General features: G+C 71.5%; 14 protein-coding genes. 10 read left to right on the forward strand and 4 right to left on the reverse strand.

From position 1 onward, the window contains the following. Positions 1-191 precede the first annotated feature (191 nt). The 7 genes from J2Z30_RS14340 to J2Z30_RS14370 all read left to right on the forward strand — a co-directional run bounded on the left by J2Z30_RS14340 (position 192) and on the right by J2Z30_RS14370 (position 7,738). Positions 192-2,477: a glycoside hydrolase family 3 N-terminal domain-containing protein gene (locus J2Z30_RS14340; protein ID WP_107073241.1), complete on the forward strand. Its 2,286-nt coding sequence runs from the start codon at positions 192-194 to the stop codon at positions 2,475-2,477. Positions 2,478-2,670: 193 nt separating this feature from the next. Beyond that, on the forward strand, positions 2,671-3,591 hold the full coding sequence (locus J2Z30_RS14345) for an AEC family transporter (RefSeq protein ID WP_044567844.1): 921 nt from the start codon (positions 2,671-2,673) through the stop codon (positions 3,589-3,591). A gap of 260 nt (positions 3,592-3,851) precedes the next feature. Then, complete coding sequence (locus J2Z30_RS14350; RefSeq protein WP_044567845.1) at positions 3,852-4,670, forward strand: SigB/SigF/SigG family RNA polymerase sigma factor; 819 nt, start codon at positions 3,852-3,854, stop codon at positions 4,668-4,670. A 139-nt stretch (positions 4,671-4,809) separates the two neighbouring features. After that, a complete protein-coding gene (locus J2Z30_RS14355) occupies positions 4,810-5,649 on the forward strand; it encodes an SDR family oxidoreductase (RefSeq protein ID WP_044567846.1) in 840 nt (279 codons plus the stop codon). Between the two features lie 46 nt (positions 5,650-5,695). Beyond that, positions 5,696-6,337 (forward strand): cysteine peptidase family C39 domain-containing protein, encoded by a 642-nt coding sequence (locus tag J2Z30_RS14360; RefSeq protein WP_044567847.1) that lies wholly within the window; start codon positions 5,696-5,698, stop codon positions 6,335-6,337. A gap of 125 nt (positions 6,338-6,462) precedes the next feature. Beyond that, positions 6,463-7,290: an LLM class F420-dependent oxidoreductase gene (locus J2Z30_RS14365; protein ID WP_044567848.1), complete on the forward strand. Its 828-nt coding sequence runs from the start codon at positions 6,463-6,465 to the stop codon at positions 7,288-7,290. Positions 7,291-7,306: 16 nt separating this feature from the next. Next, positions 7,307-7,738 (forward strand): TIGR03668 family PPOX class F420-dependent oxidoreductase, encoded by a 432-nt coding sequence (locus J2Z30_RS14370; protein ID WP_044567849.1) that lies wholly within the window; start codon positions 7,307-7,309, stop codon positions 7,736-7,738. A gap of 21 nt (positions 7,739-7,759) precedes the next feature. Here the strand turns inward: J2Z30_RS14370 and J2Z30_RS14375 are convergent, their stop codons facing one another. Continuing rightward, a complete protein-coding gene (locus tag J2Z30_RS14375; protein WP_044567850.1) occupies positions 7,760-8,137 on the reverse strand; it encodes a DUF2267 domain-containing protein in 378 nt (125 codons plus the stop codon). 148 nt (positions 8,138-8,285) lie between these two features. Between J2Z30_RS14375 and J2Z30_RS14380 the strand changes: the two genes are divergently transcribed. Next, positions 8,286-9,002, forward strand: a complete 717-nt coding sequence (locus J2Z30_RS14380; protein ID WP_044567851.1) for an HdeD family acid-resistance protein — start codon at positions 8,286-8,288, stop codon at positions 9,000-9,002. Between the two features lie 103 nt (positions 9,003-9,105). On the opposite strand, the gene J2Z30_RS14385 is transcribed toward J2Z30_RS14380, so the two are convergent. The 3 genes from J2Z30_RS14385 to J2Z30_RS14395 all read right to left on the reverse strand — a co-directional run bounded on the left by J2Z30_RS14385 (position 9,106) and on the right by J2Z30_RS14395 (position 13,808). Continuing rightward, positions 9,106-9,264 (reverse strand): hypothetical protein, encoded by a 159-nt coding sequence (locus tag J2Z30_RS14385; RefSeq protein WP_164502469.1) that lies wholly within the window; start codon positions 9,262-9,264, stop codon positions 9,106-9,108. Positions 9,265-9,411: 147 nt separating this feature from the next. Next, positions 9,412-12,177 (reverse strand): glycoside hydrolase family 2 protein, encoded by a 2,766-nt coding sequence (locus J2Z30_RS14390; protein ID WP_052701193.1) that lies wholly within the window; start codon positions 12,175-12,177, stop codon positions 9,412-9,414. A gap of 476 nt (positions 12,178-12,653) precedes the next feature. Next, positions 12,654-13,808 (reverse strand): baeRF2 domain-containing protein, encoded by a 1,155-nt coding sequence (locus tag J2Z30_RS14395; RefSeq protein WP_044567852.1) that lies wholly within the window; start codon positions 13,806-13,808, stop codon positions 12,654-12,656. Between the two features lie 132 nt (positions 13,809-13,940). Between J2Z30_RS14395 and polX the strand changes: the two genes are divergently transcribed. Both polX and J2Z30_RS14405 read left to right on the forward strand, forming a co-directional pair. Next, positions 13,941-15,686, forward strand: coding sequence for a DNA polymerase/3'-5' exonuclease PolX (gene polX, locus J2Z30_RS14400; protein WP_044567853.1), 1,746 nt, complete (start codon positions 13,941-13,943; stop codon positions 15,684-15,686). Next, complete coding sequence (locus J2Z30_RS14405; RefSeq protein ID WP_044567854.1) at positions 15,683-16,447, forward strand: uracil-DNA glycosylase; 765 nt, start codon at positions 15,683-15,685, stop codon at positions 16,445-16,447. The genes polX and J2Z30_RS14405 overlap by 4 nt, the downstream gene beginning before the upstream one ends. Positions 16,448-16,536: the final 89 nt, after the last annotated feature.

Genomic DNA, 16,536 nt, shown 5'->3' on the forward strand with positions numbered 1-16,536 from the left:
GCAGCCGCCCGGACACGGTGAGCACACGCAGGTCTCGGCGCCGGGTGTACCGGGGGCCCGGAGCCCGATCCTGTCGTACGTTGGCAGAAGACCCGGGTGGCGGCCCACATCCCGCGCGGGGTCGTGACCGGCATGGTCTTGAGGAAACCGGGCTCGGGGAGAACCGATCGCCGAAGACCAGGACGAAGACCATGAACGATGTGCGCAGACGTACGGTGCTCGCCGCGGCCGGGGGGACGGCCATCGCGGGCAAGGCCGCGGCCGCCCATGCCCAGGCCCCGCCCGGCCCCTCCGCCGGCCAGGCCCGGCCGGGGCGGGAACCCGGCCCGTACGAGACCAGGATCCAGGCGCTGATGGCGCGGATGTCCGTCGACGAGAAGCTCGGCCAGCTCCAGCAGCTCGCCTGGACCGGCGCCACCGGGCCCGGTGGCGGGCAGACCGCCGCCGCGGAGAAGGCGGCCCGCAGGGGCAGGCTCGGCTCCGTGCTCAACATCTACGGGGCCCGCACCACCAACACGCTCCAGCGGATGGCCGTCGAGGAGTCCCGGCTGGGCATTCCGCTGATCTTCGGGCTCGATGTCATCCATGGCATGTGGACCACCTTCCCGATCCCCCTCGCCCAGGCCGCCGCCTTCGATCCCGCGGTGGCCGAGTGGGACGCGGAGGTGTCGGCGCGGGAGGCCCGCTCCAACGGGGTGCACTGGGCGTTCTCGCCGATGATGGACGTCACCCATGAACCGCGCTGGGGGCGGATCGCCGAGGGCGACGGCGAGGACCCGTATCTGGCGGCGCGGCTAGCGGCCGCCAAGACCCACGCCTACCAGGGCGATGACCTGCGCTCCCGGCGCCACCTCGCGGCCTGCGCCAAGCACATGATCGCCTACGGGGGCGTCGAGGGAGGCCGCGACTACAACACGGTGGATGTCTCCGAGGCCCGGCTGCGCAACTTCTACCTCCCCCCGTTCCGGGCGGCCGCGGACGCCGGGGTGGCCACCGTCATGGCGAGCTTCAACACCGTCAGTGGGGTCCCCGCCCACGGCTACCGGCATGCGCTGACCGAGATCCTCAAGGAGGAGTGGGACTTCGGCGGCTTCGTCGTCAGCGACTACAACGGCGTTCAGGAAATGATCGTCCACGGCTACGCCGCCGACCGCTCCGACGCCGCCCGGCTGGCCTTCAACGCCGGGATCGACATGGAGATGGCCAGCACCACCATCAATGAGTACGGCAAGCGGCTGCTGCGCAGGGGTGAGATCACCACCGAGCGGCTGGACGACGCGGTGGCCCGCATCCTGCGGCTGAAGTTCCGGCTCGGGCTCTTCGAGCACCCCTACGCGGACGAGGACAGGGCGATCGCCGGGCCCACGAAGGCGTCCCGGGCGGCGGCCCGTGAGGCGGCCGGGCGCACCATGGTGCTGCTCAAGAACGAGAAGTCCACGCTCCCGCTGGACAGATCGGGCTCCATCGCCGTCGTCGGCCCCTTCGCCGACTCCACCGATCTGCGCGGCTCCTGGGCCGGGACCTGGGCCGAGAAGTTCCGCCCGGTCACCGTGCTGGACGCGGTCAAGGACGCGGCACCGAAGGCCCGGATCAGCCATGTCGAGGGCGTGGACGCCTCCGGCCGGAACACCCGGGGCATCGCACGGGCGGCCTCGGCGGCGAGGGCGACCGATGTGACCGTGGTGGTGGTCGGTGAGCCGGCGACGCTCAGCGGGGAGGCGTCCGTGCGCAGCGACCTCGGCCTGCCCGGCCGGCAGGAGCGGCTGATCTCCGCGATCGCGGACACCGGCGCGCCGTTCGTGGTGGTGCTGCTCAGCGGACGTCCGCTGACGATGGAGGGCTGGCTGGACCGCACGCCCGCCGTGCTGCAGGCGTGGCATCCGGGGATCGAGGGCGGCAACGCCATCGCGGATGTGCTCTTCGGCACCGTGAACCCCGGTGGCAAGCTCCCCGTGACCTTCCCGCGCACGGTCGGGCAGATCCCCATCTACTACAACCACGAGAACACCGGACGCCCCTACGACCGGGCCAACCACTACACCTCCAAGTACCTCGACCTGGCCAACGGGCCCCAGTTCCCCTTCGGCCACGGCCTCAGCTACACCACCTTCGACATCGGCGAACCCCGGCTCAGCGTCAGCCGCATCCGGGCCGAGGCGCTGCGCAAGGGCGACACCGTCGAGGTCGCGGTGGCGGTGCGCAACACCGGGCGGCGCAAGGGCGATGAGGTGGTGCAGCTGTACATCCGCGATCCGGTGGCGAGCATCGTGCAACCGGTGCGCAGGCTCAGTGGCTTCCGCCGGGTCGGCCTCGGTCCGGGGAAGGCCACCACGGTCCGGTTCCGGCTGAGCGCCGAGGAGCTGGGCTTCTGGACCCAGGACCCGCACGGCCGGTTCCTGCTGCAGAAGGGCGAGATCCGGGTCTTCGCGGGCAACAGCTCGCTGGCCAAGCGGGGCCGCACCCTCACCATCACCTGAGCCCGGATACCCCCGCCCGTCAGCGACGTCACAGCGCGGCGGCCGAATTACTTGTAGGGTGCATGCTGACCCTACGCACCCGGAAGACGCCCTTGATGACCGCCGCGCCCTGGCCCTCGACCACCACGACGAGCGGACGAGACCCCGCGGCACCCCGCGCGGGCGGCTCCGGCCGCGGTGGGGCGGAGGCGCAGTGGGCGGTGTGATCACCGGCTTCGGTGTCATCGCGACCATCATCGTCACCGGCTATGTCATCGGGCGCCGCCGCTCTTTGGGCGTCCACGGCCGCGAGGTGCTCACCAAGCTCTCCTTCGATGTGGCCTCCCCCGCGCTGCTGTTCACCACGCTCTCCAAGGCCGACCTCTCCGCCGTCGTCTCCACACCGCTGCTGGTGACGGCCCTGAGCACGTTCGTGGTCGCGGGCACGTTCGTGGCCGTCGGCGCCGTACGGCGGTGGAGCGTCGGCCGGACGACGATCGGCGCGCTGTGCGCGAGCTATGTGAACGCGGGCAACCTCGGCATCCCCATCGCGATGTACGTCCTGGGCGACGCGAGCCTGATCGCCCCGGTGCTGCTCTTCCAGCAGCTCGTCATGACCCCGATCGCGCTGACGGTCATCGACCTCTCCCGCCCCGATACGCGCCCCTCGCTGATCCGCAGGCTGACCAGCCCGTTCCGGAACCCCATCGTGATCGGCTCGCTGTCCGGTGTCCTGGTGTCCGCCACGGGCTGGCGGATCCCCGGGCCGGTCATGGAACCGCTCTCGCTGCTGGGCGGCATGGCCGTGCCCGCCGTACTGCTGGCCTTCGGGATCTCGCTGCCGGGCAGTCAGCTCCCCGGGCGCGGCGAGGAGCGCGGGCCGGTGCTGCTGTCGGTGGCGCTGAAGTCCTTCGCCCAGCCGGTGGTGGCGTGGGCCATCGCGGCGGGTGTGTTCCGACTGAGCGGCCCGGCGCTGTTCGCCGCCGTCGTCACCTCCGCGCTACCGGCGGCTCAGAACCTGTTCACCTACGCCTCCCGGTATCAGACCGCCACCGTCCTGGCCCGTGAGTCGATCCTGCTGTCCACCCTGCTCGCGCCGCCGGTGCTGATGACGGTGGCCGCGCTGCTGGGCTGAGCCCGGCCCCCGCGGCGGACACCCGGACCGGGCGTTCGCACCCGTGTGCCACGTCGTCAACCGGTCCGGAAGAACTTTGTTTGCCCCTGGAGGCCAAGGGCAGGCGGATATTCGTGCTTCGGACCGTAGGCACGCACCGCGGGAGCAGTCTGCAACGCTCCAGACCGCGGCGGCGCGCCAGTCCGCACGTCCCCGTGAACCTCCCGCGATGCACTCCCGGTCCCAGGTGACCCGTCAGCCCATCGCAGGAGGTGTGTTCCATGACGACCGCGACGCAGGACATGACACGGCCCCAGACCGGCCCCACGAAGCACCCGCACGACGACGCGCCGGACACCGGCGCCGAGTTCGCGGAAATGGCCCGGCTCCCCGACGGCCCGGAGAAGGAGGCGCTGCGCCGCCGGGTGGTGGAGGCGTGGATGCCGATGGCCGAACGGCTGGCCCGGCAGTACCGCAACCGCGGCGAATCCCTGGAGGATCTGCAGCAAGTGGCCGCGCTCGGCCTGGTGAAGGCCGTCAAGCGGTACGACCCGGAACACGGCACCGCCTTCGCCGGGTTCGCGGTGCCCACGATCGTCGGCGAGATCAAGCGCCACTTCCGGGACCACCTGTGGGTGCTGCACGTCCCCCGCCGGGTCCAGGAACTGCGCAACCGGGTGCGGGCCGCCCACCGCGAGCTGTCCCACGGGGTGGACGACCGGCCGCCGCGGGCCCAGGAGATCGCCGAGCGGACCGGGCTTACCGAGAAGGAGGTGCGCGCCGGCATGGAGGCCATGGGCAGCTTCACCCCGCTCTCCCTGGACGCCCAGCTGACCGGCGCCGACGACGGCTACTCGCTGGCGGACACGCTCGGCGCCCAGGAGCCCGCGTACGATCGGGTGGTGGAGCGCGAGGCCGTGCGCCCCGGTCTCAGCCGGCTCCCCGACCGGGAGCGGCAGATCCTCTACATGCGTTTCTTCTGCGATATGACACAGAGCCGGATCGCCGAGCAGCTGGGCATCTCCCAGATGCACGTCTCACGGCTCATCAACCGCACCTGCTCCTCCCTGCGCGCTCAGGCGCTCGCGGAGGCCAACTGAGCCGGTCGCCACGTTGCGCCGCTGGAACGATGTGCATCGCCTTAGCGGGTGACCGTGGCGCCGTGGGGGGCTACGGCTCCCCCGGCGGGCTGCGAGGGTCGGGGCGGCGGGTGACGGACCAACGAAGGAGACCGAGCCAGTGAACAGCAATCCCGATCGTCCTCCTCCGGTGCGCGTCCCGGAACTCCTCAAGGGGCAGAAGGCGCTGGTGACCGGGGCGAACTCGGGGATCGGAAAGGCCACCGCGATCGCGCTGGGACGCTCCGGCGCCGATGTGGTGGTCAACTACGCCAGCGACCGGCCGGCCGCCGAGGCCGTCGTCGCCGAGATCCAGAGCCACGGTGTGCGGGCCTATGCCCATCAGGCGGATGTGTCCCAGGAGGACCAGGTCACCGACCTGGTGTCCACCATGGTCGACCGCCTGGGCACCATCGACATCCTCGTCGCCAACGCGGGACTCCAGCGGGACGCGCCCACCACCGAGATGACGCTCGAGCAGTGGCAGAAGGTCATCTCCGTCAACCTCACCGGCCAGTTCCTGTGCGCCCGGGAGGCCATCAAGGAGTTCCTGCGGCGCGGTGTGGTCCCGGAGGTGTCGCGGGCGGCCGGGAAGGTCATCTGCATGAGCTCGGTGCACCAGACCATCCCCTGGGCCGGCCATGTGAACTACGCGTCGTCCAAGGGCGGTGTGGCGATGCTGACGCAGACCCTGGCCCAGGAGTTCGCACCCCATAAGATCCGGGTGAACGCGATCGCGCCGGGCGCCATCAAGACCCCGATCAACCGCGACGCCTGGCAGACCCCCGAGGCGCGCGACTCCCTCCTGCGGCTCATCCCGTACGGCCGCGTGGGCGACACCCTGGACATCGCCAACGCCGCCGTCGTCCTGGCCTCCGACCTGTGCGACTACGTGGTGGGCACCACCCTCTACGTGGACGGCGGCATGACCCTCTTCCCGGGCTTCGCCACGGGCGGCTGAGCGGAGGCCGGGGCGCGGCGGGCGGAGTTCGGGAAGACTGGCGCGCATGCCCGAGACCCCGGTTTCCCTCATCCACCCCGTGCCCTACTACGCCCAGTGGGAGTCGCCCGGCCTGGTGCCCGGCATCATCGCGGGCACCCTGTCGGCGGCCGACGATCCGCTGTGGCAGAAGTCCGGGGCCGCGAGCCCGGAGGAGTACGCCTTCTGGTCGTGGCGGCTGTGCGGGATGGCGTGTCTGCGCATGGCGCTGGACCACTGGCGCGGCACCGCGCCACCCGCGGTGACACTCGCCGAGGAGTGTGTCGAGGCGGGGGCGTACGTGCGCCATCCGGACCGGGTGGACGGGCTTGTCTATGCCCCGTTCGCCGCCTACGCGCGACGGCGCTGGGAGCTGTTCGCCGAGTCCCGGCCCCAGCTTCCGGCCGAGGAGCTGCCAGGACATCTCGCGGCCGGGCGGCTCGCGATGCTGTCCGTCCACCCCTCCCTCCGCGCCCTGGACCCGCGGCCGCCGCACCGGGGTGGCCATCTGGTGCTGGCCGTCGGCGCCACCCCGGACCATCTTCTCGTGCACAACCCGTCGGGCTTCCCGGACGGCTCCCAGCGCTTCGCCGAGGTCCCCTGGGGCGACCTCGGGCGGTTCTACGCGGGGCGCGGTGTCCTCCTCGGTCCGGGCGAGTCCCGGTCGTAGGGCCCGCGCCGGCCGGCCCGCCCGCCACCCGGCCGTGTCACTCGTGCGCGGCGTTGCGGTTTCCGCGCGGCCGGGTACCCATGTGGTTCACGTAGATCATCCACGCACCGTCCCAGGGAGCCGCAGTGAAGTTCGGCGTATCCACGTTCGTCACCGACCAGGGCATCCGGCCCGCCCCCTTGGGGCGGGCTCTGGAGGAGCGCGGTTTCGACGCGCTCTTCATCGCGGAGCACAGCCATATCCCGGTGGAGCGCCGTACCCCCTATCCGGGTGGCGGGGACCTGCCGGAGGTCTACTACCGCACCCTCGACCCGTTCGTGACACTGGCCGCGGTCGCCACGGTCACCCGGCGGCTGCTGCTGGGGACCGGTATCGCCCTGCTGGTGCAGCGGGATCCGATCACCACCGCGAGCGAAGTGGCCTCCCTCGACCTGATCTCGGACGGACGGGCCGTCTTCGGGGTCGGCGCGGGCTGGAACCGCGAGGAGATGGAGAACCACGGGACCGATCCATCCACCCGGGGCCGGCTGATGGACGAGCGGCTGCGGGCGATCCGCGAGCTTTGGACGAAGGAAAAGGCCGAGTTCCACGGGGAGTTCGTGAACTTCGACCCCGTCTTCCAGTGGCCCAAGCCGGTCCAGCGGCCGCATCCGCCGATCTATGTGGGTGGTGGCGGCGATGCCGCGTTCCGGCGGATCGCCGCCGTCGGCGACGCCTGGCTGGCCAACAGCGGATCCCCCGAGGAGCTGCGCCCGCAGATCGAGCGGATGCGCGAGGTGGCCGGCCGCGAGGTGCCGGTGACGCTGTACGCGATGCCCGAGGACGCCGAGGTGGCCGAGGGGTATCAGCGCATCGGTGTGGAGCGGGCGCTGTTCTATCTGCCGACGATGCCGGAGGCGGAGACGATCGCACGGCTGGACTCGATGGCCCGGATCGCCGCCCGGTTCCAGTGAGGTGCCGGGGGTCGCGATGCCGCAGTTGACGAGCGCGCAGGCGCGGGAGCGCTTCGCACGGGCCAGGCTGGCCCGGCTGGCCACGGTCGGCGCCGAGGACCGCCCGCATCTGGTGCCGGTGGTCTTCGCGCTGACCGGCGACACGGTGGTGACGGCCGTCGACCACAAGCCGAAGCGGACAACCCGGCTGAAGCGCCTGGACAACATCCGCGCCCACCCCGCCGTATGCCTCCTGGTGGACGACTACGACGAGAACTGGGACCACCTGTGGTGGGCGCGCGCCGACGGCACGGCCCGCGTCCTGCCACCGGCCGACGAGTCGCCGGTGTCCTCGGATTACGTCCGGCTGCTCGTGGACACCTACCCGGCCCAGTACCGGGACCGGGCGCCGTGCGGGCCGGTCGTGGAGATCACCGTAGGGCGGTGGAGCGGCTGGCGGGCCGGATGAGCCCGTCCGCCCGTGGGCGGGTCAGCGCGCGGACTCCGCCATCCTCGCGAACTCGCTGCCCAGCTGGGACATGGCGTGGCCGTACTCCTCGGCGGAGACGGCCTCCCGGAGCGTGGCGAGGACCGCCCGGACACCCCGGTCGGCCTCCGGCTCGGACAGCCCGGTGCGCAGGTGCACCCTGCGGACCGACTCCTCGGGGTCGAAGATCTCCATCTCCCCGGGCCCGCGCCGAAGGGACTCCCGGAGGTGTCCGGGCAGCTCCTGGGCGAGCTCGCGGGCCTCGCCCGCGCTCAGGCGGGCCGCCAGGGTCTCGAGCGTGGCGCGGGTGACATCCGCCGCCTCCTGCCGTGACAGCTGGGTGCGGTCCGCCACCGTCTGGAAGAACTCCCGGTCGTCCATGCGGGCCTCCCTATGACGCGCACCAGGACACGGCCTCACCACCACCTTGCCATGCGGTTCCACCGCCCGCGAGGCGCTGGAACCGGCACGGAGGGACGATGGATCTGTGGGCTACGGCCATCTTGTCCCCCCGAGGAGGTGGACGACCATGACTTACTCCTCCGACAGTCCGCATGGCGCCGGGCGGCCCGGCGAGGAACCCTACGGCCGGCCGGGAGAGCGGCCCTCCGAGGAGGGCACCCCCTACGCCACGATGCAGAACATGCTGTCCAACACCACCTGGCAGGTCCTGGTGACCGCGGGTCTGGTGGCGATCGCGCTCGGTATCATGGTGCTTGCGTGGCCGGGTCCCTCCCTGGTGGTGATCGGCGCCCTGTTCGGCGCGTATCTGCTGATCAGCGGGATTTTCCAGCTGGCCGGGGCCTTCGGTTCGCATATTCCGAGGAATCTGCGGGTGCTGAGTTTCGTCACCGGCGCGCTGAGTGTGCTGCTGGGACTGCTCTGCTTCCGGGCGCCGGCCCAGTCGATCCTGCTGCTCGCGCTGTGGATCGGCTTCGCCTGGCTGATCCGGGGCGTGATGCAGACCGCCATGGCGATCTCCGGTGAGGACCTGCCCGCCCGGGGCTGGCAGCTGTTCCTCGGTGTGCTCACCATCCTGGGCGGGATCATCCTGATCGTGGCGCCCTTCGGCTCGATCACGGCGCTCACCGTGGTGGCCGGTATCTGGCTGCTCGCGCTGGGCATCATCGAGATCATGCACGGCATCCAGCTGCGCACCAGTCTCGGCGGACCCGGCGCCCCGCGCGCCGAGCACCGGGGGACGCGCTTCCCCCGCTTCCGGTCGCAGCCACATCCTCAGGCGTAGCCCGGCCGCCGCGACGGCCGTGAGTGGCCGTCGCGGCGGACCGCGGACGATCAGGGTCAGGGGCTCCGGCTCGGGACGGGATGGCGGGGTGGGGCGGGGGGTGTCAGCGGGTCTGCACCCACCACGCCATCAGACCGATGGCCGCGGTGCCGCACGCGTACGAGGCACCCCGGACGAAGTTGGCGGCGGCGAGTCGGCCGTATCGACGCCATCTGCTGCTGGAACGGCTGGGTACCGGCGGGCGAACCTCCATGGTGTGCATATGGAGCCCCTTTCGTGAACGTACGGACAGTGACTGTCCGACACGAGGGAACGACGCGCTGGAGAAAGCATACAAAAGTGTGAACTTGCTCCATGCATCGGACTCGCCGAAAAAATTCCTTTCGACACGATTTCAGGACATTGCCGCTCAGCGGGTCTTGGCGGTCGCGGGGACGGTGCGGGTGGCGGTGTTCCAGCCCGAGATCCGCACCGAGGGGGCCGAACCGCCCAGGTCCGCCGTGCGATAGGTGGCGGTGAGCGTCACCGACTCGCCCGGCCACAGGCTCACCTCGTTGTCCGACCAGCGAACGGGCAGGACCGGCTTGCCCGAGCCGTTCACCAGATGGGCGTCCACGAGCAGTGCCGGTGTGCGCCCGCTCCCGGTGTTGCGCAGGGTGACGGTCGTGGTAGCGGTGGAGTCCGGCCCGCCGGTCGTGGTGGCGGTGGCGGACACCGGCGCCTCGGCCATGTCGTCGAGCCCGGTCAGATCCGCGTACGAGGTGGTGGGGGTGTAGTACCAGTCGGTGTTGTCCCAGTCGAGCACGTCCTTCTCGGTGGAGAGCCAGTACACATTGCGGCTGACCTCCTTGCCCGCGCCATCGGTGAGCTGGAGCTTGACCAGATAGGCGCCGGACAGCCCGCTCACATCGGCCGGGACGGTGAGCGCGGTGGCCTTGCCACCGTCGCCCGGCACCCGGAGGCCGGTGGCGCTCTGGTCGAACTTCCGGGTGCCGTCGGGGGTGTAGAGGCTGACCCGGGCGGTGAGACCGGTGGCCGCGGTGTGCTCGCTGTTGACCACGACCACCGAGCGGGAGTCGTAGGAGTACTGGATGTGCAGCGGCTCATTGGCCTTCTTGGCGCCGTAGTAGGCCCCGCCCTGATCCGAAAAGCGGTCGAAGAGCTGCCAGTGGAGCGAGGTCCAGCCGCTGTTGAGCATCCAGTGGACGACACCGGTGGCGGGCCGGGAGGTGTCGGAGAAGTTGCGCGCGTACGCCTCGAACTGGGCGCGCACCGCCTCGTACCGTGCCAGCCCGGCCTTGCGCACGTAATCCGTCAGCCCGGTCGGCTTTCCGTAGCGGCCGATCAGCGCGTTGTCGAACAGCTTGAGGTCACCGAAGGTGGCGGACGGGGACCGGTGGTACTGCTTGGCCGACGGATCCCGCCACAGGGTCTCCAGTTCGCTCGGGGACATCATGCGACGAAGCGTGTCCAGGGTGGGGATGTCGGGTCCGGCGCTGGTCTCGGAGTTGAAGCCGGTGGCGCCGCCCTCGCGCTTGGCGTACCAGTAGTCCGGCGGGACCCAGTCGTAGGGGCCGGTCATCTTCATGCCGGACTTCCCGAGTTGCGGTGAGGACTTGGCGGAGGCGGCGGGGATCACCGGGTTCGGCCAGTCGGCGGCCTTGAGGGCGTCCAGGTAGTTCTTCTCGATGGTGGCGTCGGGGGCGAAATCGCTGCCGATGAGGAAGGAGATGACGCTGGGGTGGTCGCGCAGCCGCGCCGCCTCGGCGGCCATCGAGTCCTTGGCGACCGGGTAGTCGGCGGGGGTCCACTTCTCCCCCGTCTCATCGCCGTTGACCTGGCCCTCCCACTTGTCGCAGCACTCCCAGCCGGGGAGGGTCAGGACGCCGTAGCGGTCGGCGAGGTCGAAGAACTCGTCCGGCTCGATATGGCCTTCGAGGCGGACGGTGTTCAGCCCCAGGTCGAGGGTGTACTTCAGCCGGTCCTCCACCGAGCGGGCGTCCCAGCGCAGAAACACATCGGGGGACCAGCCGCCCGCCTTGATCAGCAGCGGGCGTCCGTTGATCCGGTACTGACGGGCACCGTCGGCGTTGAGCGGCGCCTTGACGTCGCGGATGCCGAAGCTGTGGTGGGCGGTGTCGGAGGAGGTGCCCGAGACGGTGGCGGTGAGGTCGAGGTCGTACAGCGGCTGACCGCCCATCCCGGCGGGCCACCACACCTTGGGCCGGTCCAGGCGCAGCTGGGGGAAGTCGGCGGGGGTGAAGGCGACGGCCTTGGTCTCGTGCGGGGCGAGCGAGACCGTGCGGCTGATGGCCGCGGGGCCGGCCGTGCCGGAGACCGTGGCGGTGACCGACGAGGCGGAGTCGTTGCGGACCCGCGCCTTGACGGTGAGCTCGGCGGAGGCGAGCGATTCGGTGTCCAGCCGGGTCGTCACATGCGCGTCGCGCAGGGCCACCGGGCCGCCACGGCGCACCAGCACATCGCGGACGATGCCCATGTTCTCGTCGGGCGGGGGCTGCAGCCAGTCGATCCAGCCCATCGTGAGGTTCTTGCGCGGATCGTTGGGCTGGACGCGGAACGCCACCGTATTGGCCCCCGCCCTGACCAGCTCGGTGACGTCCAGCTCATGCTGGGTGTACGCACCGGCGATCCGGTCCTTGGTGGCCACCTGGACGCCGTTGACATACACATCGGCGGCGGACACCACACCGCTGACGTCCAGATAGGTGCGGCGGGAGGGGTCGGCCACGGTGAAGTCGCCGCGATACCACCAGGGGACGGTGAAGTCGGCCGCGGGGATCTTCTCGAGGTTGGTCGAGTAGAACGGATCCGGGTACGCACCGGCCGCGAGCAGCCCGGCGAGCACCGTCGACCGGGGCCCCACCGAGTGCCAGCCGGACGCGGGGTAGCCGGGGGTGGAGATGGCCGCGGGGGTGTCGGACACCTTGGCCGAGGACTGCGTGGCGAAGCCCGCGAGCGGCGTCGCGGTGCCGGGCGCCGCGCCCACCCGGGTCACCGGGGTCGGACCGCCCGCCGCCGGGCCGCCGCGCGGGGGCGCGGCGCCCGTGGTGAGGGAGACGGTGAGGAGCAGGCCGCCGACCGCGAGCGAGGCGGTCAGAGCGCGCCGGACGCGGGCTCGCGCCCGCCGCCGGAATGGTGCCGGACGGAGGACCACGGATGTCTCCCTGGGGGCAGGCAGCACATTGGTTAAGTAGGTTTCCTAACAACCAACGGACGGTAGAGAGCTGAGCGAGCCATGTCAACCAGCCCCGCCGAGAATGCCCTTCCGGCGGATAGCGCAATGGGGTGCGGGGCCGCGGTGCTGCGCGGTCGGGTGCGACGCGGTCACGCGCGGCACGGTTGAGTGCGACGCGGCCAGGTGCGCGGCGCGGCCACGCGCGACGCGGTCGGGTGCGGCGTGGCCAAGCGCGACGCGGTCAGGTGCGCGGCGCAGCCAAGCGCGATGCGGTCGGGTGCGGCACGGCCAGACGCGACGCAGCCAAGCGCGACGCAGCCCGGCGCGGCACGGCCACGCGCGGCGCGGTCGCACTGGCGGGGCCAGCGGGGTTGGGCATGGCCAGTGCGGACCAGGCGCGGGGCAGCCAACGCGGCGGGCGCGGGGCGCTGGCCGCGCTCGGCCTCGCGGGTCGTTCAGGCGTGCCAGCGCAGCACCGCGCCCAGGCCTCCGGCCGGTCCCTGGAGACCCTCGGGCACCACCAGCACCTCGGTGTCGGCCATCGTCGCGGACCGCATCAGCGCGTCGTCCGCGCGGGCGGCTTCGGGCGCTCTGACGCCCATGGCGCGCGCCTGGGAGCGCTGCACGGCCATCTGATCGGCGTCCGGCCCGATCCACACCTCGTGGCGCATATCGCCCCCCGCGTGCCCCAGCAGGAGCGTGGCCGCCTGGTGGCGGCGCATGGCCTCCACCACCGCCGGTACGCCCTCCGCCGCACCGCTGCTCGGCGGCCCGGTGCCGTCGTGTCCGCCCAGGGCCGGTCCGCCGGGGCGGCCCCGGCCGGCGCGGAAGAGGTCGAGGACCGTCTCCAGATGGGCGCGGGCGTACTCCGCCCGAGCGTGGTCGATCTCCGCGTTCAGCTGCTCGGAGCAGCCTGCGGCCCTGCTGCCGTGGCGCGTCTCCTCCGTCTTGGCCCGCAGCGGCTCGGGCAGCCGGTCGCGTACGGCCCGTCGCTCGCGCGCGTCACCGGCCAGGATCAGCAGGTCGGCGTCGGTGTCCGTCCACTGCCGCATCAGTTCGTCGGCCACGCGGTCGGCGGTCTGCTCCCAGGTGTTCCCGACCCGGTTGCGGTAGTGCCACTCAAAACGGTCGGCGGGCACCGACCGATGGCCCCGGCCATGCGCTCTGCGGCCCCCGGCACGCCCCGCCGGGCGGGCACCGGTGTCGTCCCGCAGCTCCAGATCGGCCCCCGCCTGGTCGACGAAGGCCACCAGACAGGCCGGCCACTCACCGCGGAACGCGGCCAGCGGCGCCACTCGCGGCAGCATCGACCAGGACGTCACCACATCGATCGGGGACGTGGCCAGCGGCAGGTCGAGCACCACCTCGCCGTCCGCGGCGAACAGCGCCCGCCCCGCGGACGCCCTGGCCCATTGCTCACCGGCCAGCCGCTCGATCACCGCGTCACAGGTGGCGCGGTCGGCGCCCTGGCCGGTCAGCTGATCCGCCACGAACCGCTCCCGCAGCCTGCGCCGCCTGGGCGCGTCCTCCGTGCTGCGGGAAGTGTCCATGTACACGCCCGCCCATGGACCGGGGCGGTCGAACAACGGCTTCAGGAATCCAACGTCCATGACCTCCCCCAAACCCGGGGAAACACACGGCAGAAAACCGGTCGACCCGACTCGCGCGGATCGCCGTTTCGCTCCTGACACCAGGATCCCTCCACCTCACCGGGATCGCCAGAGCCGACTAAAATCGCTGTCATGGCTCGCTCCAACGAGGAGGTCGAAGCCCTCCTGCGCGAATACGCCGATCTGCTCCTGATCACGGGCGGGGACGCGTACCGGGCGCGTGCGTACGAGAAGGCCGCCCGTGCGATCGGCGGCCACGCGGCCGACATCTCGCAGTTCGACGCGAAGGCGCTGCGGGACATCCCCAACGTGGGCCGGTCGATCGCCGACAAGGTGGTCGAGTACCTGCACACCGGGACCATGCCCGCCGTCGAGGAGGCGCGCGCCGCGATCCCGGCCGGGGTGCGGGAGCTGACCGCCATCCCGGCGCTCGGGCCGAAGAAGGCCATGATCCTCTACGAGGAGCTGGAGATCTCCTCCATCGACCAGCTGGCCCAGGCCATCGAGGACCATCAGCTGCGCGACCTCAAGGGCTTCGGGCCGAAGTCCGAGGAGAACATCCTGCACGGCATCGGGCTGATGCGTGCCGCGGGCAACCGCATCCCGCTCGACGAGGCCATGGACGTGGCCGATGACATCGTCTCCACGCTGTCCAAGGTGCCCGGCTGCCGGCGGTGTGCGTACGCCGGGTCGCTGCGCCGGATGAGGGAGACCGTGGGCGATGTGGACATCCTGGTGGCGGCGGAGGAATCCGGCCCGTTCATGGAGGCGTTCACCCGGCTGCCGCTGACCTCCGAGGTGATCGCCCACGGCCAGAAGAAGACCTCGATCCGCACCACGAAGGGGCTCCAGGTGGATCTGCGGGTCCTGCCGCTGGACTCCTGGGGCGCGGGACTGCTCTACTTCACCGGCTCCAAGGCACACAACATCCGCATCCGCGCGATCGCGGTGCGCCATGGCCTCAAACTCTCCGAGTACGGCCTCTTCGAGACCAAGAGCGGGAAGACCGTCGCCTCACGGAGCGAGGAGGACGTCTACGCCCGGCTCGGCATGGACTGGATCCCGCCGGCGCTGCGCGAGGACCGGGGCGAGGTCAAGGCGGCCCTCGAAGGCCAACTCCCCCGGCTGGTCGAGGAGTCCGACCTCCGGGGCGATCTGCACACCCACACCAACCTCACCGACGGGCTGGAGTCGCTGGAGGACATGATCGCCAAGGCGGAGCGGCGCGGCTACGCGTACTACGCCATCACCGATCACGCGCCCAAGCTGTATATGCAGCAGATGACCGAGGAGAAGATGCTGGCGCAGCGGGAGCGGGTGCGCGCACTCGACCGGGGGCGTGGCCGCGGGGACACCCGGCTGCTGCACGGTGTGGAGCTGAACATCGACGTCGACGGGGACGTGGACTGGCCGCCCGAGTTCCTCGAGGACTTCGACCTGTGCGTGGCCTCCGTGCACACCCAGTTCGGCCTGGACCGCAAGGCCATGACCCGGCGGCTGGTGCGGGCCTGCGAGAACCCGCATGTGCATATCATCGGCCATCCGACCACCCGGCTGATCGGCAAACGGCCCGGTATCGACGCCGACTTGGACGAGGTGTTCGCCGCCTGCGCCCGCACCGGCACCGCGCTGGAGATCAACGCACATCCGGACCGGCTCGATCTGTCGGACGAGAACATCCTGCGGGCCAAGTCGCACGGGGTGGTGTTCGCCCTGGACAGCGACGCCCACTCGACCCGGGATCTGGACAACATGCGGTACGGGGTGGGCATGGCCCAGCGGGGCTGGCTGACCCCGGACGATGTCATCAACACCTGGTCGCTCACCCGGCTGCGGCGTTTCCTGCGCAAGGACACGGGGCACCAGCCCCCAACATGACCACTTCCGAATCCGACCCCTCCTACCCCGCCCGTCAGGCCCCCGGCGCCGAAACCGTCGCCGAGCTGGACGCACGGGTCATCGACTGCCGTGCCTGCCCCCGGCTGGTCCAGTGGCGGGAGGAGGCCGCCCGCACCAAGCGCCGGGCCTACGCCGACTGGGAGTACTGGGGGCGGCCGGTGCCCGGGTTCGGGCCACCGGACGCCGGGGTGGCGATCGTGGGGCTCGCACCGGCCGCCCACGGTGGAAACCGCACGGGCCGGATGTTCACCGGCGACCGCGCCGGCGACTTCCTGTACGCCGCGCTGTACGACCTGGGGCTGGCCAGCCAGCCGACCGCCACCCACCGCGGCGACGGTCTGGAGCTGTACGGGGTCAGGATCACCTCGCCGGTGCACTGCGCCCCGCCCGCCAACCGGCCCACCCCCGAGGAGCGGGACACCTGCCGCTCGTGGCTGGCCCGCGAGCTGCGGCTGCTGCGGCCGACGCTGCGGACCGCGGTAGTACTCGGCGCGTTCGGCTGGCAGGCCGTGATGCCCGCCCTGGAGGCCGCCGGATGGGCCGTGCCCCGGCCCCGGCCGGTGTTCGGACACGGCGCGCGGGCCACGCTGCGGGCGGCCGACGACGGGCCGCCGCTCACGCTCTTCGGCTGCTACCACGTGAGCCAGCAGAACACCTTCACCGGACGGCTCACCCCGGCCATGCTGCGCGAGGTGCTCGGCGCGGCGGCCGGGGCGGCGGGGCTTCCGGTCTCCGGCTAGGGCACCGGGGGGGGTCGTAGGTCGTCTCGTAGGCCGTAGGGAAACTCGTAGGCCGTAGGGAACAGGCCGTAGGGAAAGGGGAGGCCCCG

It is taken from the genome of Streptomyces iranensis (assembly GCF_017874715.1).
Lineage (GTDB): Bacteria > Actinomycetota > Actinomycetes > Streptomycetales > Streptomycetaceae > Streptomyces > Streptomyces iranensis.